This is a genomic window from Vibrio sp. vnigr-6D03, from assembly GCF_002835515.1.
GTDB lineage: Bacteria > Pseudomonadota > Gammaproteobacteria > Enterobacterales > Vibrionaceae > Vibrio > Vibrio penaeicida.
Genome location: NZ_PIZL01000013.1, coordinates 197456 through 221043 on the forward strand (window position 1 = coordinate 197456; position 23588 = coordinate 221043).

General features: G+C 45.4%; 18 protein-coding genes. 10 read left to right on the forward strand and 8 right to left on the reverse strand.

Annotated features, from left to right (window positions below):
* Positions 1-18: 18 nt before the first annotated feature.
* Genes CW749_RS11465 through iolD form a run of 5 tightly spaced genes read right to left on the reverse strand, consistent with a single transcriptional unit; the run spans position 19 to position 5846 of the window.
* On the reverse strand, positions 19-849 hold the full coding sequence (locus tag CW749_RS11465; RefSeq protein WP_101112261.1) for a class II fructose-bisphosphate aldolase: 831 nt from the start codon (positions 847-849) through the stop codon (positions 19-21).
* A 17-nt stretch (positions 850-866) separates the two neighbouring features.
* The gene (locus CW749_RS11470; RefSeq protein WP_101112262.1) at positions 867-1724 is read right to left on the reverse strand and encodes a 5-deoxy-glucuronate isomerase; all 858 of its coding nucleotides are present in this window, start codon (positions 1722-1724) and stop codon (positions 867-869) included.
* Positions 1717-2808, reverse strand: a complete 1092-nt coding sequence (iolC, locus tag CW749_RS11475; protein WP_101112263.1) for a 5-dehydro-2-deoxygluconokinase — start codon at positions 2806-2808, stop codon at positions 1717-1719. The genes CW749_RS11470 and iolC (CW749_RS11475) overlap by 8 nt, the downstream gene beginning before the upstream one ends.
* On the reverse strand, positions 2798-3979 hold the full coding sequence (locus CW749_RS11480) for a Gfo/Idh/MocA family oxidoreductase (protein ID WP_101112264.1): 1182 nt from the start codon (positions 3977-3979) through the stop codon (positions 2798-2800). The genes iolC (CW749_RS11475) and CW749_RS11480 overlap by 11 nt, the downstream gene beginning before the upstream one ends.
* A gap of 10 nt (positions 3980-3989) precedes the next feature.
* On the reverse strand, positions 3990-5846 hold the full coding sequence (gene iolD, locus CW749_RS11485) for a 3D-(3,5/4)-trihydroxycyclohexane-1,2-dione acylhydrolase (decyclizing) (RefSeq protein WP_101112265.1): 1857 nt from the start codon (positions 5844-5846) through the stop codon (positions 3990-3992).
* Positions 5847-6083: 237 nt separating this feature from the next.
* Here iolD and CW749_RS11490 point away from each other — a divergent pair, with 237 nt between their 5' ends.
* From CW749_RS11490 to CW749_RS11530, 9 genes are all read left to right on the forward strand, one after another.
* A complete protein-coding gene (locus CW749_RS11490; protein ID WP_101112266.1) occupies positions 6084-6974 on the forward strand; it encodes a TIM barrel protein in 891 nt (296 codons plus the stop codon).
* Between the two features lie 62 nt (positions 6975-7036).
* On the forward strand, positions 7037-8164 hold the full coding sequence (locus tag CW749_RS11495) for an ABC transporter permease (protein ID WP_101112267.1): 1128 nt from the start codon (positions 7037-7039) through the stop codon (positions 8162-8164).
* A 21-nt stretch (positions 8165-8185) separates the two neighbouring features.
* Positions 8186-8992, forward strand: coding sequence for an ATP-binding cassette domain-containing protein (locus tag CW749_RS11500; RefSeq protein WP_101112268.1), 807 nt, complete (start codon positions 8186-8188; stop codon positions 8990-8992).
* An 85-nt stretch (positions 8993-9077) separates the two neighbouring features.
* Entirely contained in the window at positions 9078-10043 is a 966-nt protein-coding gene (locus CW749_RS11505) for a sugar ABC transporter substrate-binding protein (protein WP_180958388.1), read from the forward strand.
* Positions 10044-10421: 378 nt separating this feature from the next.
* On the forward strand, positions 10422-11456 hold the full coding sequence (locus tag CW749_RS11510; RefSeq protein WP_101112269.1) for a LacI family DNA-binding transcriptional regulator: 1035 nt from the start codon (positions 10422-10424) through the stop codon (positions 11454-11456).
* A gap of 338 nt (positions 11457-11794) precedes the next feature.
* Positions 11795-13096 carry a hypothetical protein gene (locus CW749_RS11515; RefSeq protein WP_145997848.1) on the forward strand — a complete coding sequence of 434 codons (1302 nt, stop codon included), beginning with the start codon at positions 11795-11797 and terminating at the stop codon, positions 13094-13096.
* A 110-nt stretch (positions 13097-13206) separates the two neighbouring features.
* Entirely contained in the window at positions 13207-14178 is a 972-nt protein-coding gene (locus CW749_RS11520) for a hypothetical protein (RefSeq protein WP_101112271.1), read from the forward strand.
* Positions 14179-14184: 6 nt separating this feature from the next.
* Positions 14185-15405 (forward strand): cytochrome c, encoded by a 1221-nt coding sequence (locus tag CW749_RS11525; RefSeq protein ID WP_101112272.1) that lies wholly within the window; start codon positions 14185-14187, stop codon positions 15403-15405.
* Positions 15395-16771 carry a hypothetical protein gene (locus CW749_RS11530; RefSeq protein WP_101112273.1) on the forward strand — a complete coding sequence of 459 codons (1377 nt, stop codon included), beginning with the start codon at positions 15395-15397 and terminating at the stop codon, positions 16769-16771. Before CW749_RS11525 ends, CW749_RS11530 begins: the two co-directional genes overlap by 11 nt.
* A 114-nt stretch (positions 16772-16885) precedes the next feature.
* Here CW749_RS11530 and CW749_RS11535 read toward each other — a convergent pair whose 3' ends face one another.
* From CW749_RS11535 to iolC (CW749_RS11545), 3 genes are all read right to left on the reverse strand, one after another.
* Positions 16886-17251 carry a VOC family protein gene (locus tag CW749_RS11535; protein ID WP_101112274.1) on the reverse strand — a complete coding sequence of 122 codons (366 nt, stop codon included), beginning with the start codon at positions 17249-17251 and terminating at the stop codon, positions 16886-16888.
* A 115-nt stretch (positions 17252-17366) separates the two neighbouring features.
* Positions 17367-18878: a CoA-acylating methylmalonate-semialdehyde dehydrogenase gene (locus CW749_RS11540; protein WP_101112275.1), complete on the reverse strand. Its 1512-nt coding sequence runs from the start codon at positions 18876-18878 to the stop codon at positions 17367-17369.
* Positions 18879-18903: 25 nt separating this feature from the next.
* Positions 18904-20847, reverse strand: a complete 1944-nt coding sequence (gene iolC / locus CW749_RS11545; protein WP_101112276.1) for a 5-dehydro-2-deoxygluconokinase — start codon at positions 20845-20847, stop codon at positions 18904-18906.
* Positions 20848-21422: 575 nt separating this feature from the next.
* On the opposite strand from iolC (CW749_RS11545), the gene CW749_RS11550 reads away from it, so the two are divergent.
* Entirely contained in the window at positions 21423-23543 is a 2121-nt protein-coding gene (locus tag CW749_RS11550) for a methyl-accepting chemotaxis protein (RefSeq protein WP_101112277.1), read from the forward strand.
* The last annotated feature ends 45 nt before the right edge of the window (positions 23544-23588 follow it).

Here is a 23588-nt window from a genome sequence, read left to right on the forward strand (position 1 = left end):
GTCAGGCGCAAGAAGAGCCTAGTCTGGTGCAAGAAGTGACAGGACGCGTACGACTTCTTCTTGAAGTGTAGGCATTGCAGCCAGAGCGAATCGACTTCTATCGAAATGTAAGTCTTCCTCCATCAACGTACGAACTTTGCACCCCATTGCCATCCTAAGCGTGGTCCCTACGTTAAATTTTGCCACCCGGGTCCTTTTGAGCTTTTGTAGATCATCAGAGTGAATTCCCGATGTGCCATGAATAACCAAAGGAATTGGCATGTCTTCTTCAATTTCTTGCAAACGCTTAAAATCAATAGGGCTATCTGCTCGTGTTTTACGGTGCACATTTCCAACGGATACCGCTAGCGCATCGACGCCACTCTCTTTTGCGTACTGCCAAGCCTCGTTTGCTGAGGTGAGAATCGACTGAATGTGATCTCGACCTTCTTCATAGGGTACGGATCCTAGCTCTCCTTCTAAAGAAACCCCCAGTGACTTAGCCACTTTTGCTACTTGTTGGGTACGCGACAAATTCTCTGAAAAAGGCAACTGAGAACCATCAAACATAACGGAGCTGAAACCCGCATGCATCGCCTGATACACGATCGATTCTTCGTAGCAATGATCAAGATGAACAACGACGGGAACTTGGCTTTTCTTGGCGATAGGAACCAGCATTCCAGCCATCACATCTACGCCAGCTAGATCTACCATGTCTTTATTAACGGCAAGAATTACAGGTCGGTTAATGGCTTCCGCTCCTTGCACAATCGCGATAGCTTCTTCTATTCCAAACACATTGCAGCAAGCGACAGCGCCTGAGCTGTCGGCCGCTTGAGGAAGTATCTCATTGAGTGATACGAGCATTTTGTTTTCTCTCCCTTTTATTTGAACTTCGCGACCATGTCTTTAATACCCGGAATGGTTTCCACTTGGTATTCATGGTTGGGGTCGAAAAATTGCACCAAAGATTTGCTGGTCTCGCCTACGATAATGGTGAAGTAATACATTTCATAACCCGGAGCTGCCACACTTGGGTGATAGCCTTTGTCTATCGCGATCACACTGCCTGTTTTAACGTGATAAACCGGTCCTTGATCATCATGGTGCTCATATAAAAACTGAGCACCAAAGCCATGTCCGGGGTTGAAACGAAATTGGTAAACTTCTTCATAACGGCTTTCAGTAGGGAGCCTATCTTCATCGTGTTTATGTGGTGGAAATCCTGACCAACCACCGGCACCAACGGTGAAGAGTTCACTCACGAGCAAGCGCCCACGGTTGTCGGCGTTTTTTTGACCAAGGATGTGTTTGATTTTTCGGTGAGTTTTTGTGTCGTCACTGCCATATTGCACTTTGTCTACGTCGTCAGGCGTGACAGCAAAAGGCGTGAGTTCTGGGCGATCTTCATCACCGTAATACCCGCCAGCAATCAGTACATCAGCAGAGTCGCTCATACAGGCAATGTTGACTGTTGATCCAACGGGTACATAGACTGCGGAAGGGTCGCCTTCCCAAACCGAGTTTCGTTTTCCTACGCTTGGAAACGACTTCTCGTTTACCGATATGTCGCAAGTTCCTCCTGCTAACACAACCACACTTTCATAGTTATCTAAGCTGTATTGGTAGGATTCACCCTGTTTCAACGAGACTGGGTTGAAGTAACACAACGGGGTTGTGTCATCATTAACATCAATGATGGGTTCGTTTTTGTTATTAAACGGTGGAATATGCTTACCCATGACACGACTCCTTGTTGGTTAGCAGTGAAAATTGAGGGGAAAATGGGTGATTGTGTGATTGCATGAATTCAAGCAGTTCAGGTAATGTCGACATTGCATCAGAACAGGTATTCCCAGTCACATTAATAGCGGCATTTGCACTGCCCATAGCAACGCAGTCTTGCAGGGGCTGTCCATGCAATAGCCCAAAAATCAATGCGCCTGCAAAAGCGTCTCCTGCTCCGTAAGGCTTTTTCGCAATGACATTGAATATGCCTTGGGTTGTGCTGGTGAGATTTTTGTTACTGTCGGACCCAAAGATTCTGCACCCATTTTCACCCGCTTTCGCAACCACCAATTCGGCTTGTTTGCATAAAATCTGGGCGGCAATGAGTGCCATCTCTTCGCTATCTTTATGGTGAAGCGCACTGCCTTGCATAACTTGATACTCTTCTTCGTTCCCGATGACGACATCGCTTATCGATGAGGCTTTTTGGTAACAATCGGCAGCTTCTTCTGCGCTCTCCCACGAATAAGCGCGATAATCTAAGTCGAGTACGACCTTACAGCCATGCGCTTTGGCTAACTTCATCGCTCGCAAAGTCGATTCACGGGAAGGAGATTGCGACAGTGCCGTGCCTGATACAATCAGAGCTCGAACGGCTGAAAAATCAACGGCATCGACGTGATCAAAATTCAGGGCGAGATCCGCAGCTAGATTTCGGTATATGACCACTTCAGGCTTAGGATCAAATTCAGCTAACGCGAGGCTGGTTCGATACTCTCCCTGAATGCTAAACAGATACTTTGTGCCGATGGCGTGTGCATCTAGCGTGTCTTTTACGTATTGCCCAACCCCATCTTTTGATACACAACTTAAAACCGAAGAATGCGCCCCCAGTTTAGACAGCGCGAAAGCGATATTCGCAGGAGAGCCGCCGACGGCTTTGTGGTAGCTTGATGTACTTCCGAGAGTTGCTCCGAAGTCATTGGCATACAGATCCATTCCAGCTCGTCCAAGGCAAAGTGCATCGATAGGGCGATCATGATGCTCGCCCCAATCACTTAACCGTATTTCATTTTGGGTGTTGGTATTATTTGTCATCGCAACTCACCCATATTGCCCCTTTATCGGCAGACTCAACACAGGACTCAACAAACTTAACGCCACTGATACCTGCATCAATATCTGGGTACCAATGAGTAGAAAGAAAGTCGGTGTCTTTGCGTTCAAAGGCGTCGATGGCTAAGGCATAGCGGTGGTAAAGGTTTGCCCACGACTCAAAGAATCCCTCACCATGACCTCCGCCAATCCGCGAACTGTTAACGCCAGCGGCATCGTTGTGAAGGTAGGGCATTCCCCGTTCCATGACTTGCGCAGGTTGCCCTTGAATCTCATATCGCAGTTGGTTCGGATATTCATCCCACCACTCTATACTGGCTTTTTCACCGACAATGCGGATTTTTTGCTGGTGCATCGAACCGGCGTTAATTGCACTTGCCCACATCGTGCCTGTCGCACCATTGTCGAAATTCATAATGACGTGCGCGTTATCTTCGAGTGGCGAGCGCGATTCAATGAAAGATTGCCTAGCACATAAAAGGGACGTCACTTTTAGTCCGGTGATCAGTTCCGCTAAGTAGAAAACATGAGTGCCACAATCTCCAATGATAAAGCTTGGTCCAGAAACCTCTGGGTTCATGCGCCATTTCGCTCCGGGAGAGTTTTTCTCCACTTCTACGTTGTGATACCCATGGGCAAATTGCATTTGAATAACGCGAACTGCGCCAATATCGCCCCTTTGCACCATTTCACGCGCCTGCTGAACCATCACATGACCGGTATAGCCATACATAACAGCCAACATGCGGTTATTTTGATGGGCTATCGCTTTAAGCTCTTCTGCTTCCGTGGCATGGAAAGTCACAGGCTTTTCACAAATTACGTGCAACCCAGCTTCTAATGCCGCTTTGGCTATTTCGTAGTGTGTTGCGTTTGGCGTCGCAATGGAGACGGCTTGAATCCCATTTTCTTTTTTGGCTTCTTCTTCGAACATCACTTTATAGTTGGCGTAGCATCGGTCTTTTTCTAGACCTAGGTTGGTACCAAAGTCTACGCAGCGCTGGTGGTCAATATCTAATGCACCAGCTACAAATTGAAACAAACGATCCCGAGCGGCAGCTGCACGATGCGAATGACCAATTTCACTGCCTCGTCCACCTCCAATGAGCCCCCAACGAATGGGGGTGTCAAAGTGTTTTTCTTCGTTAAACATCTGGCTACTCCTAAATGCCTCGACGTTGATGACGTCGACCTTCATCCCAAGTTTCTTTTGCTTTAACAACCTCTTCTCGATCGGTTATTTCTGGCAGTCCAACTTCCCACCACGCGTCAACCGAAGACCAGAGCGTCGGGTCGATATCAACCACAAGAACGTAAGTTTGACTTGCTTCTTTTGCACGATTAAACGCGTCTTCAAAATCCGTCAGGCTATCGACCTTTTCCGCAATAGCCCCTAAGCCTTGAGCGTGCTTAACAAAATCAACTCTAGGAAGCTCTGCTTCTTGTCTGATTGACGTGCAGTCTTTCAGTAAATTGTTAAAACTCTCGTTGCCCGTGTTGTTTTGAAGCTTGTTGATCACTGCAAATCCACCGTTATCACAAACGATCACAATCATTTTGTGACCCGTTAAAACGGAGCTGTAAATGTCTGAATTGAGCATTAAGTAAGAGCCATCACCGACGAGAACAATGGCATCACTGTTATCCAGAGCCATTTTCGCACCCCAGCCAGCGGCTACTTCGTAACCCATGCAAGAGAAACCAAATTCAATATCTAACTGACCTGGTTGGCTCGCTTGCCAGTTCATGTTGAGTTCTGCAGGTAAACCACCTGCAGCGGTTATGACTCTGTCGTCAGGCGAAGCCAGCTGATTCACTTTGCCAATAACCTGTGCGTAGGACGGCGTGGCTGTTTCCGAAGGTCGGGTACGTTCTGCAACGATATCCAACCATTTCTGTCTCTCTTGGCGAGCGAAAATCGACCATGTTTTGTCCACCTTCCAGTGGGTTAGTATCGGGCTAATCTGTTCGAGTGTTGCTTTGGCATCGGCTTGAATTGGGTGTGAAAGGTGCTTAATAACGTCGAAACGGCACGTGTTAACACTGATCAACTTCATGTTCTCATCGCGAAAAACGGTCCAAGATCCTGTAGTGAAATCTTGTAAACGTGTACCGATAGCTAATACCAAGTCTGCTTGTTCGGCGATGTTATTGGCACTATCGGAGCCCGTTGCACCAATTGGTCCACAATTTAAGGGATGTGAGGCTGGCAAGAGAGTTCGACCTGCAATGGTTTCAATTACGGGGATGCCATACTTTTCAGCAAACTCTTGAAGCTGCTGTTGCGCATCACTGTAAAACACACCACCTCCAGCCACTATTACCGGTTTCTTGCTCTGCTTAATCAGTGTGGCGGCGGCCTCTAAGTCTTCAAATTCGGGTTGAGGGCGTCGAATTCGGTGTACTTTTTTCTCAAAAAATACTTCAGGGAAATCCCAGGCGTCACCTTGAGTATCTTGAGGTAGCGCCAAAAAAACCGGACCGCAATCACCAGGATCCAGCAAAGTCGCCATAGCTTGAGGCAAAGAGGCGACTAATTGCGCGGGGCTGGTAATGCGATCCCAATAACGAGTTACGGGTTTGAATGCGTCGTTAACCGTTAGGGTCGGGTTATTGAAATGTTCGGTTTGCTGTAAAACCGGATCCGGCAAGCGAGAGTTAAAGGTGTCGCCTGATAAAAGCAATAATGGCAGTCGGTTGGTGTGAGCAACACCCGCCGCCGTAATCATGTTCGTGGCACCCGGTCCAACCGACGATGTAGCAATACCAATGCGTTTTCTCTTGTTAGCACGTGCATAGGCTATCGCCGCCAGCGCCATTGATTGTTCATTCTGCCCGCGCCATGTTGGGAACACATCTTGATTTTCTAGAAGCTGTTGACCCAAACAGGTCACGTTCCCATGACCAAAAATAGCAAACGCGCATCCAAATAAGGATTCTTCTTTACCATTTACTTCTATGTATTGCGCTGCCAAGTAGCGAACGAGCGCTTGAGCTGTTGTGAGTCTTACCGTTGTCATTTGTACACTCCTTGTCTACTCACTATTCGTATTGATCAAATAATAACCTTGCCCTGAAAATGTTTTCAATACATTTGTTGATTCTTTGATCGAAATGAGCTCAATTTGTGCGTAATTGAGATCTTAACAAACAAATATGATTATTTTTTGTCCTTCTTGTGTTGACATAATGAAAACATTTCCATTATTGTGACTTAATTGTTAATCAAATGTGAATTTTGTATAGAGAGTGACATTGTGGAATTGAAACTTGCAAATGCCCCGTGTTCGTGGGGAATAGAATTTCCAGATAATCCTGACAACCCGTCTTGGCAAACGGTCTTAAATGAGATCAGTACTTCTGGGTATAAAGCAACAGAGCTGGGACCTTTAGGCTATTTGCCGCAAGAAAAAGAAACACTGGGAAAGGAGCTGTCAGACAGAGGGTTGGAGCTTATAGCGGGTACGCTGTTTGTTCATCTTCATAGAATGGATACCCGACAAGCGATATTGGATCAAACCAAGACAGTGTGTCAGATACTGCAACAGCAAAACGCTAAATATTTGGTCATTATTGACCACGTTTCATCCCCCCGTACTGACCAAGCCGGTCAAGTAGAAACAGCGACACGTCTCTCAGACGAAAGCTGGAATTACATGATGGATACGCTGAAGGAAGTAGGACGTATTTGCGCCGACTTCGGCATTGTTCCTACCTTACATGCTCACGCTGGAACCTTCATTGAATATCGAGATGAGTTAGATCGTGCCATGAACGATCTACCGCCAGACTTGATGTCGCTTTGCGTTGATACAGGCCACTGCATCTACGCAGGAATGGACCCGTGTGATGTGCTTACTACTTATCAAGACCGAGTTAAATACCTGCACTTTAAAGACATAAATCCAGATGTTCACAAAGTCTCTGTTGCAAATGGCGTCGATTTTTACAAAGCCATTGGCAACAATATTTTCTGCCCATTGGGAGAAGGGTGTGTTGATTTTGAAAAGGTAAAACAGACTCTTATTGAAATTGATTTCAAAGGGTGGGTAACCGTAGAGCAAGATACCGATCCGAGTGCAAAGAGTGATGCAAAAACCGATGCCGAAAGAAGTCGGATGTTCATTGAACAAACAATTTTATCCTGAAGCTTCCTACACTGAATAGGCGGCACAGAAGGTAAATGCGCGAAAAACTGTGGAGAATTTTTATGACAGGGAAAGTATCTGCCGAAGCAACACAAGCTGCTTCGAGCAACGACGAACGGGTTCGCAAGGTCTCTGTACTGAACCGATTACTATCAAGGCCAGAGCTGGGGTCAGTATCTGGGACCATATTGGTGTTTCTATTTTTTGCCATAGTGGCATGGGATTCAGGCATGTTTAATGCCGATGGCATCATGAACTGGACAACGGTATCCGCACAGCTTGGCATTATTGCGGTTGGTGCATGTTTGCTGATGATTGCTGGCGAGTTTGACCTATCCATCGGCTCGATGATTGGTTTCGCCGGAATGATGATAGCCATACCCTCGGTTTATTGGGGGTGGCCAGTATGGCTAGCCATTATTTTTGCCTTCGTTGGTGCAATGGCGATTGGTTTTATTAACGGGTACATCGTTGTAAAAACGGGGTTGCCTTCTTTCATCGTTTCATTGGCCTTCCTCTTCATTTTACGCGGTTTAACCATCGCCTTATCCATTATGTTGACCAATAAAACCATCCTTTCCGGTGTGTCCGAAGTCGCAGAGGGAGATATTCTTGCCGCCGCCTTTGGGGGGGAAATAGGCATGGGATTTTTCCAGTGGTTAGCGGACGTCGGTTTACTTGAAGCTTATGGCGATGGCTCGCCGATCGTGAGCGGCATACCCATGGTCGTGATCTGGTGGTTCATCATTACCATTATCGCTTCATTTGTTCTGCTAAGAACCAAGTTTGGTAACTGGATATTTGCTTCTGGCGGCGATGCCAACGCAGCGAAAAATGTGGGTGTACCAACTGAAAAGGTCAAGATTTCGCTATTCATGTTCACGGCGTTCTGCGCAACGGTTTTTGCTGCATGTCAGGTGTTGGAGTTTGGCTCCGCTGCTGCTGACCGTGGGTTGCTTAAAGAGTTTGAAGCGATTATTGCCGCGGTTATAGGCGGGGCATTACTCACTGGTGGGTATGGCTCGGTGATTGGTGCATTTTTTGGCGCTTTGATATTTGGTGTCGTGCAAATGGGGATCTTTTTCACAGGCGTCGATTCTGATTGGTTCCGAGTATTTCTGGGTGTGATGTTACTGATTGCCGTTCTTTTCAATAATTTTATTCGCAAGAAAGTGACCAGCGCACGTTAATACGTTTTCAAGGAGCAATTTATGGATAAGTACATTCTCGAGCTTAAAAACGTCAGTCGCTATTTTGGTTCTGTGATTGCGTTAAAAGACATCGATATGAAAGTGAAAATGGGGGAAGTGCATTGTCTGTTAGGTGACAACGGTGCAGGTAAATCCACCTTAATCAAAACCTTAGCTGGCGTGCACAAACCTTCAGAAGGCGAGTTCTTAATGAACGGATCACCCGTGAGGTTTGACTCACCTCGTGATGCACTGGACGCAGGTATCGCAACGGTATACCAAGATTTGGCGTTAGTGCCTTTGATGAGTGTGACTCGAAATTTCTTTATGGGTCGGGAGCTCACTAAAAAATGGGGACCGTTTGAAATATTTGATACCAAACAAGCGAATGAAATTGCACGTGATGGTTTGGCTGATATGGGGATAGACGTAAGGGACCCTGAGCATCCGATCGGTACGATGTCGGGCGGTGAAAGGCAGTGTTTGGCCATCGCTCGTGCCATTCATTTTGGTGCCAAAGTACTGATTTTGGATGAGCCAACCGCAGCGTTGGGGGTTAAGCAATCAGCGAACGTTCTTAAAGTGGTCGCGAGGGCACGTGGTAAAGGTTTAGCGGTGATTTTAATTACCCACAACGTTCACCATGCTTACCCTGTCGCGGATCGATTTACGCTGCTAAATCGAGGAAAAAGTTTAGGTTCATGGAAAAAAGATGAAGTCTCTCGTGAGGAGATTCTGGAAATGATGTCAGGTGGCGAAGAGTTAGAAACGTTGGAAGCGGAATTGGCCGAGTTTGCACGCGCAGATGCTGTGTCGAGCGTGGGCTAGGTAACACATTCTGTCGATAAGAAAACAACAGAAGTGGAAGAACTGGATGACTTTCACTTCATTCACAACACATGGAGATATCCGGATGAACAACCTATTGAGCAACATAGCGAAAAAGGCATCGGTATTGGCGTTAGCCATTTGCGGAAGTGCAATAGCATTCACGCCTTTAACTGCTTCAGCAGAAGAGCGTTTTGTTTTAGTTAGCCACGCCCCAGATGCTGATTCTTGGTGGAACACGATTAAAACCGCGATTAAAGAAGCGGGGCAAAACATGGATGTATCGGTTGAATACCGAAACCCGCCAACGGGTGATCTGGCTGATATGGCTCGAATCATTGAGCAAGCCGTCGCGTCAAACCCACAAGGGATCATCACAACACTTGCTGATTACGATGTTTTAAAAGGCCCGCTAGAGAAAGCAAAGAAAAAGGGTATACCCGTGGTTACAATTAACTCTGGTACAAAAGAACAGAGTGAAAGTGTTGGTGCATTGTTGCATGTTGGTCAGCCGGAATATGATGCTGGCTTTGGTGCCGGCAAGCGTGCGAAAGCCGATGGCATTAAATCGTTCCTATGTGTTAACCACTACATCACCAACCCAGCATCCGTTGAGCGTTGCCAAGGGTTTGCTGATGCACTAGGTGTAGAGTTGGATGGTCAAATGATCGATTCAGGCCAGGATCCAACAGGCATCGAAAAGAAAGTCATGGCATACATGCGTAAAAACCCAAACATAGAAGCTATTCTGACTTTGGGTCCAACATCTGCTCACCCAACACTTCGTGCATTAGAGAAAAACCGTCAATTGGGTAAAATTTACTTCGGTTCTTTTGATCTAAGTAACGAGATTGCGCAAGGCATTAAAGAAGGCAACATTAAGTGGGCAATCGACCAACAGCCATACCTTCAGGGATATCTACCTGTCATGGTACTGACTTTATTCAATCGCTATGGTGTTCTACCTTCAAACCACATCAATTCAGGTCCGGGCTTTGTAACCAAAGAGAACTTGGCGCTTGTTGAAAAACTGGCAGGTGAATACCGATAGTAACATCGCCACTTCTTTTGGCTATTGCCAACAAAGCCAAGAGTGGTGGCAGGTTAGATATCAAGATTAAGGTTTAGGCTCACAGGGTGTCTGTTCGGTAGGGAGCAGGGTGCGCTAGTGTGACTGTTTTAGGGAGCAGTTGCATGTGTCGGAATGAATGGCGGATCGTTACATCCGGTTTGTGAGCCGTTTTAAATAAAGTAGTAAAGAAAAATACGAGCAAAAGATTTTGAAAACATTTTCAGTTAGACTCCAATGTCACGGCGTCACAAGGTAACAGTTAACCTGAGTCACATGCTGTTTCTGTAATGTCGCCATGAAATGGAGTGAAATTTTCAACAGACCCCAATACACGCATCGAAAAATATGGAAGTTTGAATGGACGATAGTGAGAACAGCAAAAAGGTTGAGTCAAAAGTACGTAAAGTCACGGTTGTACATGTAGCCGAACGTGCTGGGGTTTCTTTGTCTGCCGTTTCAAGAGCCTTTAACCCTGAAGCCAGTATCTCTTCAAAGCTGAGAAATAAAGTCATGGCAGCAGCAGAAGAGCTGAATTACAAGCCAAACCGACTTGCGAGAGGCATTAAGTCTCGCTCCAGCTTGATTGGCATTCTCGTTACCGATTTCAACAATCCATTCTATTTGCCAGTCCTTTCCCAATTCACAGAAGAAATTCAAAAAAGAAACTGCCACAGCCTGTTGATCAAAGTGACCGATGAAATGGATATCAAAGAAGCGGTTGAGCTGGTTATGGAATACAACGTAGATGGCTTGATTATCACTTCCGCTTCACTACCTGAAGCGTTGTCTGATGCTTGTAAGGCGCAAAATACGCCTGTCGTTATTTTTGGGCGAAACTCAGATGAGAACAGCGTTACCGTCGTGAGTTGCGACAACTTAGAAGCGGGCGGTATGGCTGCAGACATGATTTTGGATGCTGGATACAATCGACCAGCATTTGTCACTGGACCTGTCGGCACGTCGGCAACGGTCGAGCGTCAGAGAGGGTTTCTAAGTAAGCTAATATTGCGAGGTTGCGACAAATGGCAGATCGTTGAAGGTGGGGAATTCAGCTACGACTCTGGTTATGACGCGACTGTTCGTATATTTAATTCCAGCGAAAAACCCGATGCCTTGTTCTACGCTGACGACATAATGGCGTGTGGCGGTATGGATGCTATTCGATACGAATTTGGATTAAGAGTGCCAGAAGATGTCGGTATAGTTGGCGTGGATGACATAAGGCTCGCGAAAAGTCGTGCCTACAATTTGGCGACGATTAGGCAGCCATACGAAGAAATGATTCAAAAGACGATAGGCACATTGTTCGATCACATCGCAGACTCTGAGTTACCACCGCAATCTATTACACTACCTTGTGAACCCGTTATACGTGGTTCGATAAAGAAGTAAAAAGCTTATAAATGATGGCTATTAGGCGCTGTTTCTAAGCACTTTTAGAATACCGTTTTTAAGTCATTTCTGAGCCAACCTTACTGTTGCTTATATCAATTTATTTTTTATTTATATCCTTAATTATTAATACCTTACGCTATAATTTTACCTATCAAATACTCCGAATAAATATGGCTTTACTCTCATAATTTTTTGAGAGTAATAATCATTTCACCCTGAATTTTAGAACAAAGCGTGATATCGGTATATCTCGTCTTCTTCTTACACTTATCCTCTGGGCATAATTTCCATTCAACGCGTTGAATTATAAATACTTTTGTCAATTCGAGGAAAAAATGAAAAGGACTCATATTCTTAAGCTGAGCACTATGGCTGCGGCTTTACTTAGTTGTGTTGCGACTGCAGCACCAATGGATCCAAATGATGACAATGCATACCGTCATTTCCCAGCCAGCGTATCGGCTGAGATAGAAAGTAAGTATTACCTGTATAAAGATTCGCACGCGAAAGATCTTATTTTGTATGTGCCCAAATCTGGTTACGTTTCCTACCGTGGTCGAGGAAATAATACCCGCCCTAACTTCAACGCATCAAGCTACGTGCCAAGGTTCGGTACTTGGGCGGCACTTCGCCCTGGTGAAGCTCAAATCCGCATGGGTGGCGCATTCAATACAATGGGTCGTGTGGAAGATGTTACTTTCCTGAAGCTTGAAGCGGAGAAAGCGGGATTTAAAGTGGCTCCAGCCATTGTGAATCGTGGGACAGCGCTATTTGTTGTTGATGGTATCGATGCGGATGCCGATGGTCGAGTTGACGTGCAGTGTGTGGATGAGCCTTTGATGGTTACCGATCCGTATGGGAAAACCATCAATGTGAACATCAACAAGTGTTCGGTTACCGCCATCGATGGTACCCAACAGGAAACCTCTATCGTTGAGAAAGCGTATGCTAAGGTACCAAGTGGCAGAACCAGTGCTTCTGTACATATCCCTTTCCAATTGGTGACGCTACCTGATAATGATATGACCAATGCCATTCAAGACGATCTTATGGTAGGTAACAGCCTTGCACCTTATTTCAGCCTTGTCGTGGATTGGGAGTTGGAAACAGAAAGAGCGACACGTGCGGCACGTATTACTGTTGACTGGAATCAGACATTCGAACAAGCGCATACATTTGCGGCTTACCACAACTACGCGTGTGTCGATATTGAAATCCAAGCGTTCTTTAAAAAGCTCGTGCAGGAAGGCAAAGGTGTTTACGTTGAATACTACAACCCTGAAACAGGGAAGTATGAAGAGAAGGCGCCAAACCAAGCTGCATTTATAAAAGCTGTAGAAGGTATTCAAGCGGAGTTGCAAGCAGAACTGTTTGACCAAATCCAAGAGTACAGTCAATCACAGTTAGGGCAAGTAGACACAAGCACTAACTCTATGTGGACTCTACGCGCTAACTACGAGAAGCAAGTACTGAAGCGTAACGAAACCAGAACCATAAACTGGAGCCCTGGTATGTCAATGGAAACAGTACAAACTGAAATGAGTGTGGACTGTGTTGTTGGTGGCTTCGGAACGCCTGTTGAATGGAGCACCGAAGTAGGTTGTCACGCGATTGTTGACGACGTCACTACGCCGTAACGGAGGGTAACTCTGGGTTATGGCTTTCGTCATAATCTGGATTATCGCTCTTTGCAACGCTAATGCAGTGTTTAGCCCACGCAGTTCGTGGGCTAATTCAAGGACTACCTATGATGAAATTGACTCATTTACTTGCTAGTGCCGCACTCGTTTCAGCAGTGTCGGCGCATGCTAGCGATTACACGCTGTCTTTGTTGGATTTTAATTCCACAATAGATAACGGTGACATCGTTTTTGCCCCATTTAAAAATACCACTCGTGGCACTGGTTACGTTTGGTTTAGAGATTATGAATACGATTATCGGCTCCCTGTGGCTGGAGAATACCGAACTAAAACACTAACGGTCAGCTTTGTTCCAAGAAGTGTTCAGAGCGGAGAATTTACAACTTTTGCTCGGGAAAACAACATCCGACCAAACAGAAAGACCATCGTTCCTGACGATGCAATTCTTTGTCAGCCTACTCAAGCGTTAACCGACTTGCTTACCACATTTGAGTACTCGTCTGTGTCAACACGTCAACCTGGTTACCCTAAATTGTGTAGCTTAGTGATTCGTTACAACACCAGCACAGCCAAAGAAGCTCAATTACTTGAACTTATCGATACTAAGCAGCTAATGCATGCAAAGTTTTCGCTGTCAGACCCTGCTGATCAGCCCGCACCTGGTGTGTTCATCGAAGTACCAAGCATTGTCAATCAGTTGGTTGAACAAAAGGTACTGGAGCACGATCTACCGTTACCACCTGAACCACCAGTACAACCGGACCCACCAGTATCACCTGAACCAACATCAGCCGATCAAGCGGAAACCAGTCCCCCTCATGTCGATATTGGATGGTATGGATTGAGCCAAGGTATTAACTTTTACTCTTCTCATGTCGACCCGACTTTGTTTGGCTTTGATGCAGGAACAACGGTAGATAAGTCGCTTCTGTTTCAACGTTGGACACAGTTCATAGACCTCTTTTTAGTGATAGACCAGCAGCCTGGATACTGGGTTATTCCAGAAAAAGCAGCATCGGAAAAGATCGTTATTTCAGAGCCTGTGCCTTCAACCCCGTTCGTTGAGGTTATGTACTGATTTTCTATGCCTTTTCTTATTACCTACTTTAGTTGTATGTGGGTTCGTTGCGTTCTAGTTTCCTTGCTAGGCGCAACGTTTTTACTGTCTTTCAATGGATACGCTCTTGAGTTGGATGATCGCACTTACAAAACGGCGATTGAGCAAGAATGCCATGGCTGCCATTTTGATAACCGAATGAAACCCGTCGGAACTTTACCAAACGGTTCTCGAAAATGGACCGATCAAAAGTGCGTGGCGTGCCATACAGAAATTGACGAAATCGCGTACAACTACAGAAATAAGATCTCAGATCCACGATACGTCGCACTTCCAGTGAAGGACAAACGTCTTGAATCTATGGAGAAATACCCCCTTTCTTACTTACATGCACCCATATGGCCGATGTTTGAAAAACAAACGGTCAGAGTTAACCGAAAAACGTTAGCCAAATTCCTCAACGCCCCACATGGTACCTGTGACGGCAATAGCTGCAATGCCCCTAAAATGATGGCTTACACCAATATTTCTGAAGATGAAGTGATAGCGATCAATGAGCATTTGGGCGCCATACCCAATGAATCGGATTTGGAGGTGAAAGGCTCGATAAAGAAGGGAGAGGCGTTGTTTAAACAGAGTTGTTCTATGTGTCATGGCAATAGCCAGCTATCAGGCTATAACGCGAATGCGATGAGTTTATTTTCTGCAGATTGGATCCACCAATATGCCAATGGTAAGGCGGTGGAAGGGAGAACCATGCCCAAACTGCCAATCTCTCGTCACGATGCTCATGACCTTTATGCTTATTTTCAACATTCACGTTCTGAAAATGAAGAAGCCTTAGCTAAGGCTGTTTCGCAGGTATCGGCTGATTTCGAACAACTTCCCACAGGAAGCATACCGCCTAAAGCGCTGACCTATATATGGAACCGTTTATGGCGAGATACGGGCTGTGTACATTGTCATGGCATTGAGGGCAGGGCAAAAGAGGTTTTTAACATGGCTGGCAAGGAGCATATAGAGCAATGGCTAAGCGAGAACGACCCGAGCATTTTGTACCAACGGTTGGCTATACGGGAAAAAGAGAAAGAATTTGGTATGGGAGCGACTCCAGCAGGGATGCCTGCAACGGGGCGCCCACTACCTAAACCACTCATTAAATTACTGGGTATCTGGATAAAGTCTGGTTGCCCAAATGAAAAGAACGAAAATATTTGCAAGGAAAAATGGAATCACCATGCGCAATAAAATCGTAAACATCCTTATTCAGTGTTTATTGCTGATATCTGTCTTCAACAGTGGCGCGACCGCCGCTCCCATAGACCCTTCATTAAAAAATGTAGAAGCCGAATTTCCCGCAGATATTCTGCATAAGTTTTACCTTTACGGTGATACCGTAGATGCAAATTTAGTGTGGTTTGTGCCTAAATTTGGTTCGATCGCACGAGATAACACTGGGTTTAATCAGCCAGAGTTCGATATCGGCAGTGCTTATAGTGAACATCCTAATTATTTCCCTGGAGAGGAGCTGGTTTGGTTCAGTGGCGCGTTTGATACGAGAGGATTTGAAAATGATATTGAGCATTTGTCTCAGGTCGCGTCTCAAAAAGGGTATCGAATCTTAGCGGCACAACCCAAAGCTGCTGAGACGTATTTTGTGGTTGATGGTGTCGACGTACAAAGTTTAGATTTGGATTGTTCTGAAAGCATTAGTACGTCATATGGGGATTTTCCAATTTGCTATGTTTTCGATCAGCAAGGCCAAAAGCACCCCGCGGAATTTGTAGCAAAGTTAGAATCGACGCTGCCAGAAAACACTATGAGTGATTATGTCGGTTTTAGAGGAATAACGGTTCCTTTTTGGAAGGACACGTTAAAAGACTTAATGGGGTATGGCTTAGCGATCAATGACCCCTTCGTGGGACAAAACTGGGACGACAAAATTCAGGTAGTGACGGTGTGGGAGTTAGATACACACTACAATCGACCTAGAGCGCGAATCAACATCAATTGGCCAGATCTGGTACACCGTTTTATTGAATTTCAAAAAGCACACCCTGCGTTACTGACGGTGAGTGACATCAAACACCAAATTAATTCATGGGTAAGAGTTGCTCTCGCGACACAAAATGCCCCTTTTTATCTCCACACCTATAGTGCGAACAATGATGTTAACTTGATTACTGATGCCGTATATAAAGTGTTGAGCAAGAGAAGGCTGTTTGTTCCTCAGTGGGTGTTCACGCGCCCACCAATCAAGACAAATGTTTCTTCAAATGCCACTCGCAGTGAAAAGCGTTTAGTACCTATCGCTAATGGTGGGATTACGTTTTTTGTACCGGCGACGGTAACAGCCAAGCCAGAACTTAGATTTGCGATTAATCGTTCTGCGGCAAACCAGCCAAGACAAGACATTGATTTACACTATGGTCCGAGTGTCCTTACCCTCAATCCACAAACTAATATGTATATTGAGTGCTTGCATGGCGGGTGGAATTTACCTGTTAGATGGGCGCGTACATCAGCGTGTTTGGATACACATTCCGATAATCAAACTCGCCCACGTATCAGTTTAGATGCCATGAAAAAATTCATGCCACCGCCCTTGAAGTAGCTAGCAGCGGCAAGCGGAAAATGTATGTATGAATAGATCGTACTAATCAACCTATCGCATGCCGTTTCATTATTTTGGATGTTAACTTAGACGTACTGTTAACTTGGCTTTTCTTCATTCGATTCTTTCCATCAATTCGATTTGATTACCAAATGGGTCGCGAAATTCAAAACGCTTGACATTGGGGATTTGAATACTTTTTTTGATGATGAATCCGTTGTCTTCTAACGTCTTCTTATACATATCAAGATCATCGACTTCGTAGGCAATATGTGCGGATGTAAATGCTCGGTAATTTTCATTTTCAATCGCAAAGTGGATGGCGACGTCACCAAGCCCTAACCAAATACTCCCATTACCTTCAAGAGTTGTGGGCTTTTTAATTTCGCTGAGTCCAAGCACGTTACAATAGAAGGCTTTGGCATCTTCTTGAGCGCCGCTAGGAATAGTAATTTGGATATGGTTGATGGCTTTAAGCATTCTTTTCTCGTTAGATTCAATTGAGAGTAATTTGTTGAGGGGTAAAGCGAGCGAGTAAAGTAGGGAGGTGCTCTGCGCCACAATCACGGGGGAGAAAGCGGCACAGAGCGTATTTTTAGTCCATCGTAGGCATTATGAAATCGCTTTGGTGTTTCTCAAGTCGGACACTGGTTGGCCAGCGAGTGGTGACGGTTTTCATTCTTGTATAGAAACGCACCCCATCATTACCGTGAACGTTCAAAGGTCCAAATATTGAGCGTTTCCATCCACCAAAGCTATGGAACGCCATTGGAACAGGAATAGGGACATTGACACCGACCATTCCTGCCAAGACATCTTCACTGAACTGTCGTGCGGTTTCGCCGTCACGGGTAAAAATAGCCGTTCCGTTGCCGTATTCATGGGCATTGATAAGTTGCAGTGCCGTTTGATAATCGGGTACACGAACAACAGACAAAACCGGACCGAATATTTCTTCCTGATAAATGGTCATATCTGGCGTAACGTGGTCGAATAAAGTTGGACCAACAAAAAATCCGCTTTCATGCCCTTCCACACTGCAGCTTCTTCCATCTATTGTGAGTTCGGCACCTTGAGCTTCACCTGAATCGATGTAACCAATGATCTTTTGTCGATGTTCTGCGGATATGACTGGCCCCATGTCGTTTTCTTTGCCATCTACTAGCCCAGGACCAACTCGCATAGCCGCTATTTTGCTTGCTAGCCCTTCAATCAGTGCATTTGCAGTATCATCACCGACTGCGACAACCACTGAAAGTGCCATGCAACGTTCACCTGCTGCCCCGAAACCTGCGCCGAGAATAGCGCCCGTCGCCATATCCATGTCGGCATCTGGCATCAGAATGCAGTGGTTTTTTGCTCCACCAAGTGCTTGGCATCGTTTACCATGAGCCGATGCGGTTGAGTAAATGTATTCTGCAATTGGAGTCGATCCAACAAAGCTAACGGCTTGTACTGACGGGTGAGTGAGCAAAACATCGACGGCTTCTTTGTCTCCATTAACTACGTTGAATACGCCATCTGGCAGCCCTGCCTGTTTCAGTAACTCAGCCAGCATCAATGCAAGTGAAGGATCTTTTTCTGAAGGTTTTAGAACAAATGTGTTACCGGTCGCGATGGCTATAGGAAACATCCACATTGGGACCATCGCTGGAAAGTTAAAAGGTGTTATACCTGCACAAACGCCCAATGGCTGCATGATAGAGTGGCTGTCTACACCACTTCCGACGTTTGCCGAGCTTTCACCTTTTTGAAGATGGGGGATACCGCAGGCAAACTCGACCACTTCTAGACCACGCGTTAACTCTCCCATGGCATCGGAAAATACTTTTCCGTGTTCATTGGATATCAATTCTGCGAGTGTGTGACTGTTTTCTTCAAGTAATGCTTTGAATTTAAACATGACACGAGCTCGACGAAGTGACGGGGTTTTGGACCACGTTGGAAAGGCGTTAGCGGCAGCTTCAATAGCTTCCTCGACTTCCGATGCTAGGCTAAGTACTACCTGTTTGGTCTGCTGCCCTGTGGCAGGGTTATACACTTTCCCAAATCTATCGGTTTGGCTTTCTACGCGCTGCCCGTTAATAAAGTTGTTAATGGTTTCCATAGTTTTTCTCCTGCTAGCGCATAAATTAGGAATGTCGCTGTTGCCAGACTGCTACAAGCTGGTGGTAGTTATTCTTTACTTTTGAAATAAACGTTTCGTCGTTTATTTCACACTTTAGCCACTGTTTCGTAGGCTCTCCAAAGATAGAACGACCTACAGCAAATCCTTGTACATTTTTACTTTGAGCGGCATCTTGGAATCCTTTTGCAAGTTGATCCAATGGTGCATCTAGCCCAAGTAAAACAATGCCACGGCAATAGGGATCTTGCTGTTCAATAAGTGCATCGATGTCTTTCCAGCCTTGTTGCTCTATCGATGGCAACTTCCACCAATCGGGCTTTATTCCTAAGTCATAAAGCTGTGAAAGCGCTGAGGTATATAGCTGACCTTCTTCCTCGGGTGAGCATGGCGCTGAGTCTTTAGGTAAAATGATTTCCAACAGCAATTCATGACCACTTTGGCAGCAAGCTTGGTAGATCTCCTGTAGATCTCGTTGTTGCTGAAGTTTGAGAGATTGCTCATCGTTTGGATGATAGAAAACCAAGCATTTAACGATATGCTCTTGTGGCCAGTTCACAAGTTGGCTACCAATGTTGCCATGCTCAAGCATGAGAGGGCGTGAGGAAGGCTGCTCTATAGGGCGACCAATCCAAACCATCGAGTCATTATTTTCTTTAATCCCGGTAGCTTGATTCAAAACATGCTGACCAAAAGTACCGTCGCAGAGAATACCGGATTTGCCTTGTAGCCCTGCTTCTTCGGTAGCTTGACAGTAAGCTTGCCAAATCAATGATTTAATGTAAGGAATGGTATCAATTTCACGGTTAGCTTCTAGCGCCATCTCTGCGAATTGAGCTCGGTGATCAAACGCGAGAACACAGATATCTTTCCATTCTCTTGCTCGCTTTGTGACGCGATGGAGGTGATTCAGCTCGTGACTCACATCTGGGCGAGGAATGTTTTCGGCGTGCGTTATGTAATAGTCGAGCTCAGCTTTTGTTGGCATTGCTGGAGCACAGCCGTGTCTAGACACAACCAGAGCGCCACATGCGTTAGCGTAATTGCAGCTCTGCTCCCAAGATTCTCCGTTTAGATAACCACGCAACAGACCCGACATAAAAGCGTCGCCAGCGCCAAGCACATTGAGGACATCCACTCTTACCCCTTTAACGGTAATGCCTTCATCTAAGGTTTCAGGAATGTCTGTGGTAAAGACGCTGCAACCCATAGGGCCACGCTTGCAGACCAACTCTGCTTTAGAGTGGTTTCGAATCCCTTTTAATGCCTCAACGGTATCTGTGGATCCTCCTGCGATGTGAAATTCTTCTTCCGTCCCAACAATCAAATCAAAGTAGTGCAATACATCTTGAAGTGACTGGGTCACGCTATCTGATTCGATGAATCGAGTTTCACCATCACCTAAAGAGGTGAGCCCCCAAAGAACAGGACGATAATCAATATCCAATGCGGTTTTTACACCGTGTTTTCGAGCATAAGATAATGCAGTAAGTACGGCTTCACGTGAGTTAGGGTTTGAAAGGTGTGTACCAGTAATGGCTAAACATCGCGACGAAGCAATGTAGCTCTCGGAGACGTCATCTGACGTTATCGCCATATCGGCACAGTTATCGCGGTAAAAAATAAGTGGGAAGGTGTCTTCATCTTTTATGCCGAGTAGGACCAGTGCGGTCAGTCTGTCTTTGTCGGTGATTAAATGCGAAACATCCACACCGGCACGAATCAATTCCTCTCGAACAAATCGCCCCATATGCTCGTCACCCACTCGAGCCAACATGCCAGATTTTAGCCCTTGAATGGCCGTACCATAGGCGACATTTCCGGAAGAACCGCCTAAATACTTCGCAAAGGTGGTCATGTCCTCTAAGCGAGATCCTATTTGATCGCCATATAAATCGACGGCCACTCTGCCCATGCAGATAACATCGAGCTTTTTATCCACTTCTTTCATTCCTTGCTCCTGATACCTCGAACTCACTTATATTTCGTACTCACTTGCATCTATTGATGTCCTTCTTTGCCCTGAAGCGAAGTAATACATTGAATCAATTTATGAATGAAAGTGGCATATCGCAAATACAAATATTGAAATAAACATTTCATTTAATCTACATGTGAAATTTTTGAATCGCAAGATATTTGTTGTTTTTTTGAACGATCAAAAAGGGCTGTTAACAAGGCCAAGACGCAAATTGAACTCGAGAGAAATGAATTGAGCTGAAGAGAAACGGAAAATTGGCGTTCTATCCAAACCTGAATTTTCTTCTAAAGATGATTCTCAAGTGTCCGATAAATAAGAAATTAGTAAATAATCTAATCGAGTCAAAATATTGACAATGGTATGTAAGTCATACCTGTTGGTGTGTCGGATAAAATTCGCCATTAGATTGACGAGTTAGCATGAAAAACTTAGTCCTTGGTCGCTAGTAATTTACTAATCCTGTTGATAGATTGTGCCTGTAAAATATTTGTTAACACCAACTTTGGGTTGTGACAAATACGAGTTTGCAAAAGGAGGTTGGGAATATGCGAACGCTATCTGTTCATTTGAAAATTACACTGCTGGCTGGTCTCTGCCTGCTCTTTACATCGGTGAGCTTGATAGGTTTTTCAATCTACAATGCAACGGGCAATCAGAAGATTGTCATTGACCATAGTTCCCAATCCGTTATCGATAAATCTCAGCAAATCTTAGCTGGCATGGCCAAACTGAATGCTGCAGAAGTTCAAACTTATCTTGATGAAGCAACTTACCGCGCCGAAATGCTGGGTGAGAGTGCGTTATTTTTGCAGCGCAATGCATTAGAAAACTTTACTCCGAGTGAAGAACTGCGAACCGCGCTCAATGAAATGGTGAATAACACGGTAGTGCGTTTTCCAACCGTGCGTGGGGCTTACCTTGTTTTTAACGAAGATGCGCTTGATGGAGAAGACAGTAACTATCATGGTGCAGACTATGTAGGCTCCAACGAAAAGGGGCGATTTGCCAGCTATTGGTCGATTTCTCCTGAAGATGAAACGCTTGTTTTTGGTGAGCCGCTAGAAGAAAGTAAATTGATGGATTCGTCTCAGGCTGAGCGCTTTCTATGCCCTATAAATTCCGGTCAAGCTTGCGTTACCTCACCACGAATTACCAGCAGCCAAAATGGTGATGTGTTGCAAACCTCACTGACTGTCCCACTTGTATCTGAAGAAGAAGTGGTTGGTTTCCTCGGCGTTGAATTATCTCTTAATGCTCTGATTGATACGGTTATGCAGTCGGATCAAGCCTTATTTGCAGGTAAAGGGCACATTACGATTCTGAGTTTAGATGGCACTTTGATCGCAACAGACGATTCGAGCGCAAAACTGGGCGAAAAATATCAAAGCAATAGGGTCAGTGCTTCTATGTTGGAGGGTTTCCTATTTTCGAGCGAAGTCCAAACCCAGTGGAGTGCCGATAAACAGTGGCTCACGGTGTTTTCACCTGTCTCGGTAGCAAACCAAACTTGGGGCGTCATGTTAGAAGTGCCTCGCGAGAGTGTATTGGCCGACGCGACTCGACTTGATTCGGTTATAACTGAACTGGTTAATGGCTCCATTTCAAACGAATTGATGGTCGGTGTTGTGCTGGTTCTATTTGGCTTGGTGTTGATCGCTGGTCTTGCTACTCGCCTAGTGAAGCCTATTAAGGAAGTGGTCACTCGATTAGACGATATTGCTTCTGGGGAAGGGGACTTAACTCAGAGACTGGATGTTCAAACCCAAGACGAAATAGGTCAATTAGCGGCGGGCTTCAACAAGTTCTTAGATAAGTTGCAAGTGATCATCAAAGAGGTGGTTGCGACGACGCACGATATTTCTTCGACATCAGAACAATCGGGGCAAGCAGCATCGGTGACTCGCCAAAGCAGTGATGCGCAGTTTAAAGAGGTCGACTTAGTGGCAACGGCATCTGAAGAAATGACGCAAACGGCGGGCTTGGTCGTTCAAAATGCCGAAATTGCGGTTCAAGCGGCAAACGAAGCCAATATGTCTGTCTCTCAAGGTAAAGAGGTGATTGGCGATTCTTCGGATGAAATGACGAAGTTGGTGGATAAAATGACCAGCGCAGTGCCAGTGGTTGAGGACTTAGCGAAGAATAATGCGGCCATTACCGAAATCCTTTCGGTGATTGAAGGCATTTCAGAGCAGACAAACTTGTTAGCGCTAAACGCTGCGATAGAAGCTGCGCGCGCAGGAGAGCAAGGGCGAGGCTTTGCGGTGGTCGCCGATGAAGTACGAAACTTGGCAAGCCGAACGCAAGATTCAGTAGGCGAAATCCGAGAAGTGATTGAAAAAGTACAAGTCGGGACCAAAAATGTCGTGAGCGCAATTCAAGAAGGAAATGAACTGGCTGCACATACACATGATCAGGTTGATAAAGCGGTAAAAGAGCTTAATACAATCGATGAATCTATTGTGGCCATCGTGGACATGAACTCTCAGATTGTAAAAGCGGCGGAGGAGCAACAGTCGGTGTCTGGAGAGGTGAATCTCAACGTGTCTAATATCCGTGAGTTAAGTGCACAGATTTTGGAACAGGCGGAATCATCAGAAAGAATCAGTAAAGAAATTTCCGCAATATCCTCACGACAAAAAGATTTGGTCAACCAGTTTAAAGTGTAGGTTTGTTACCCATAAAATACTAAAGGGAGCATCATGCTCCCTTTT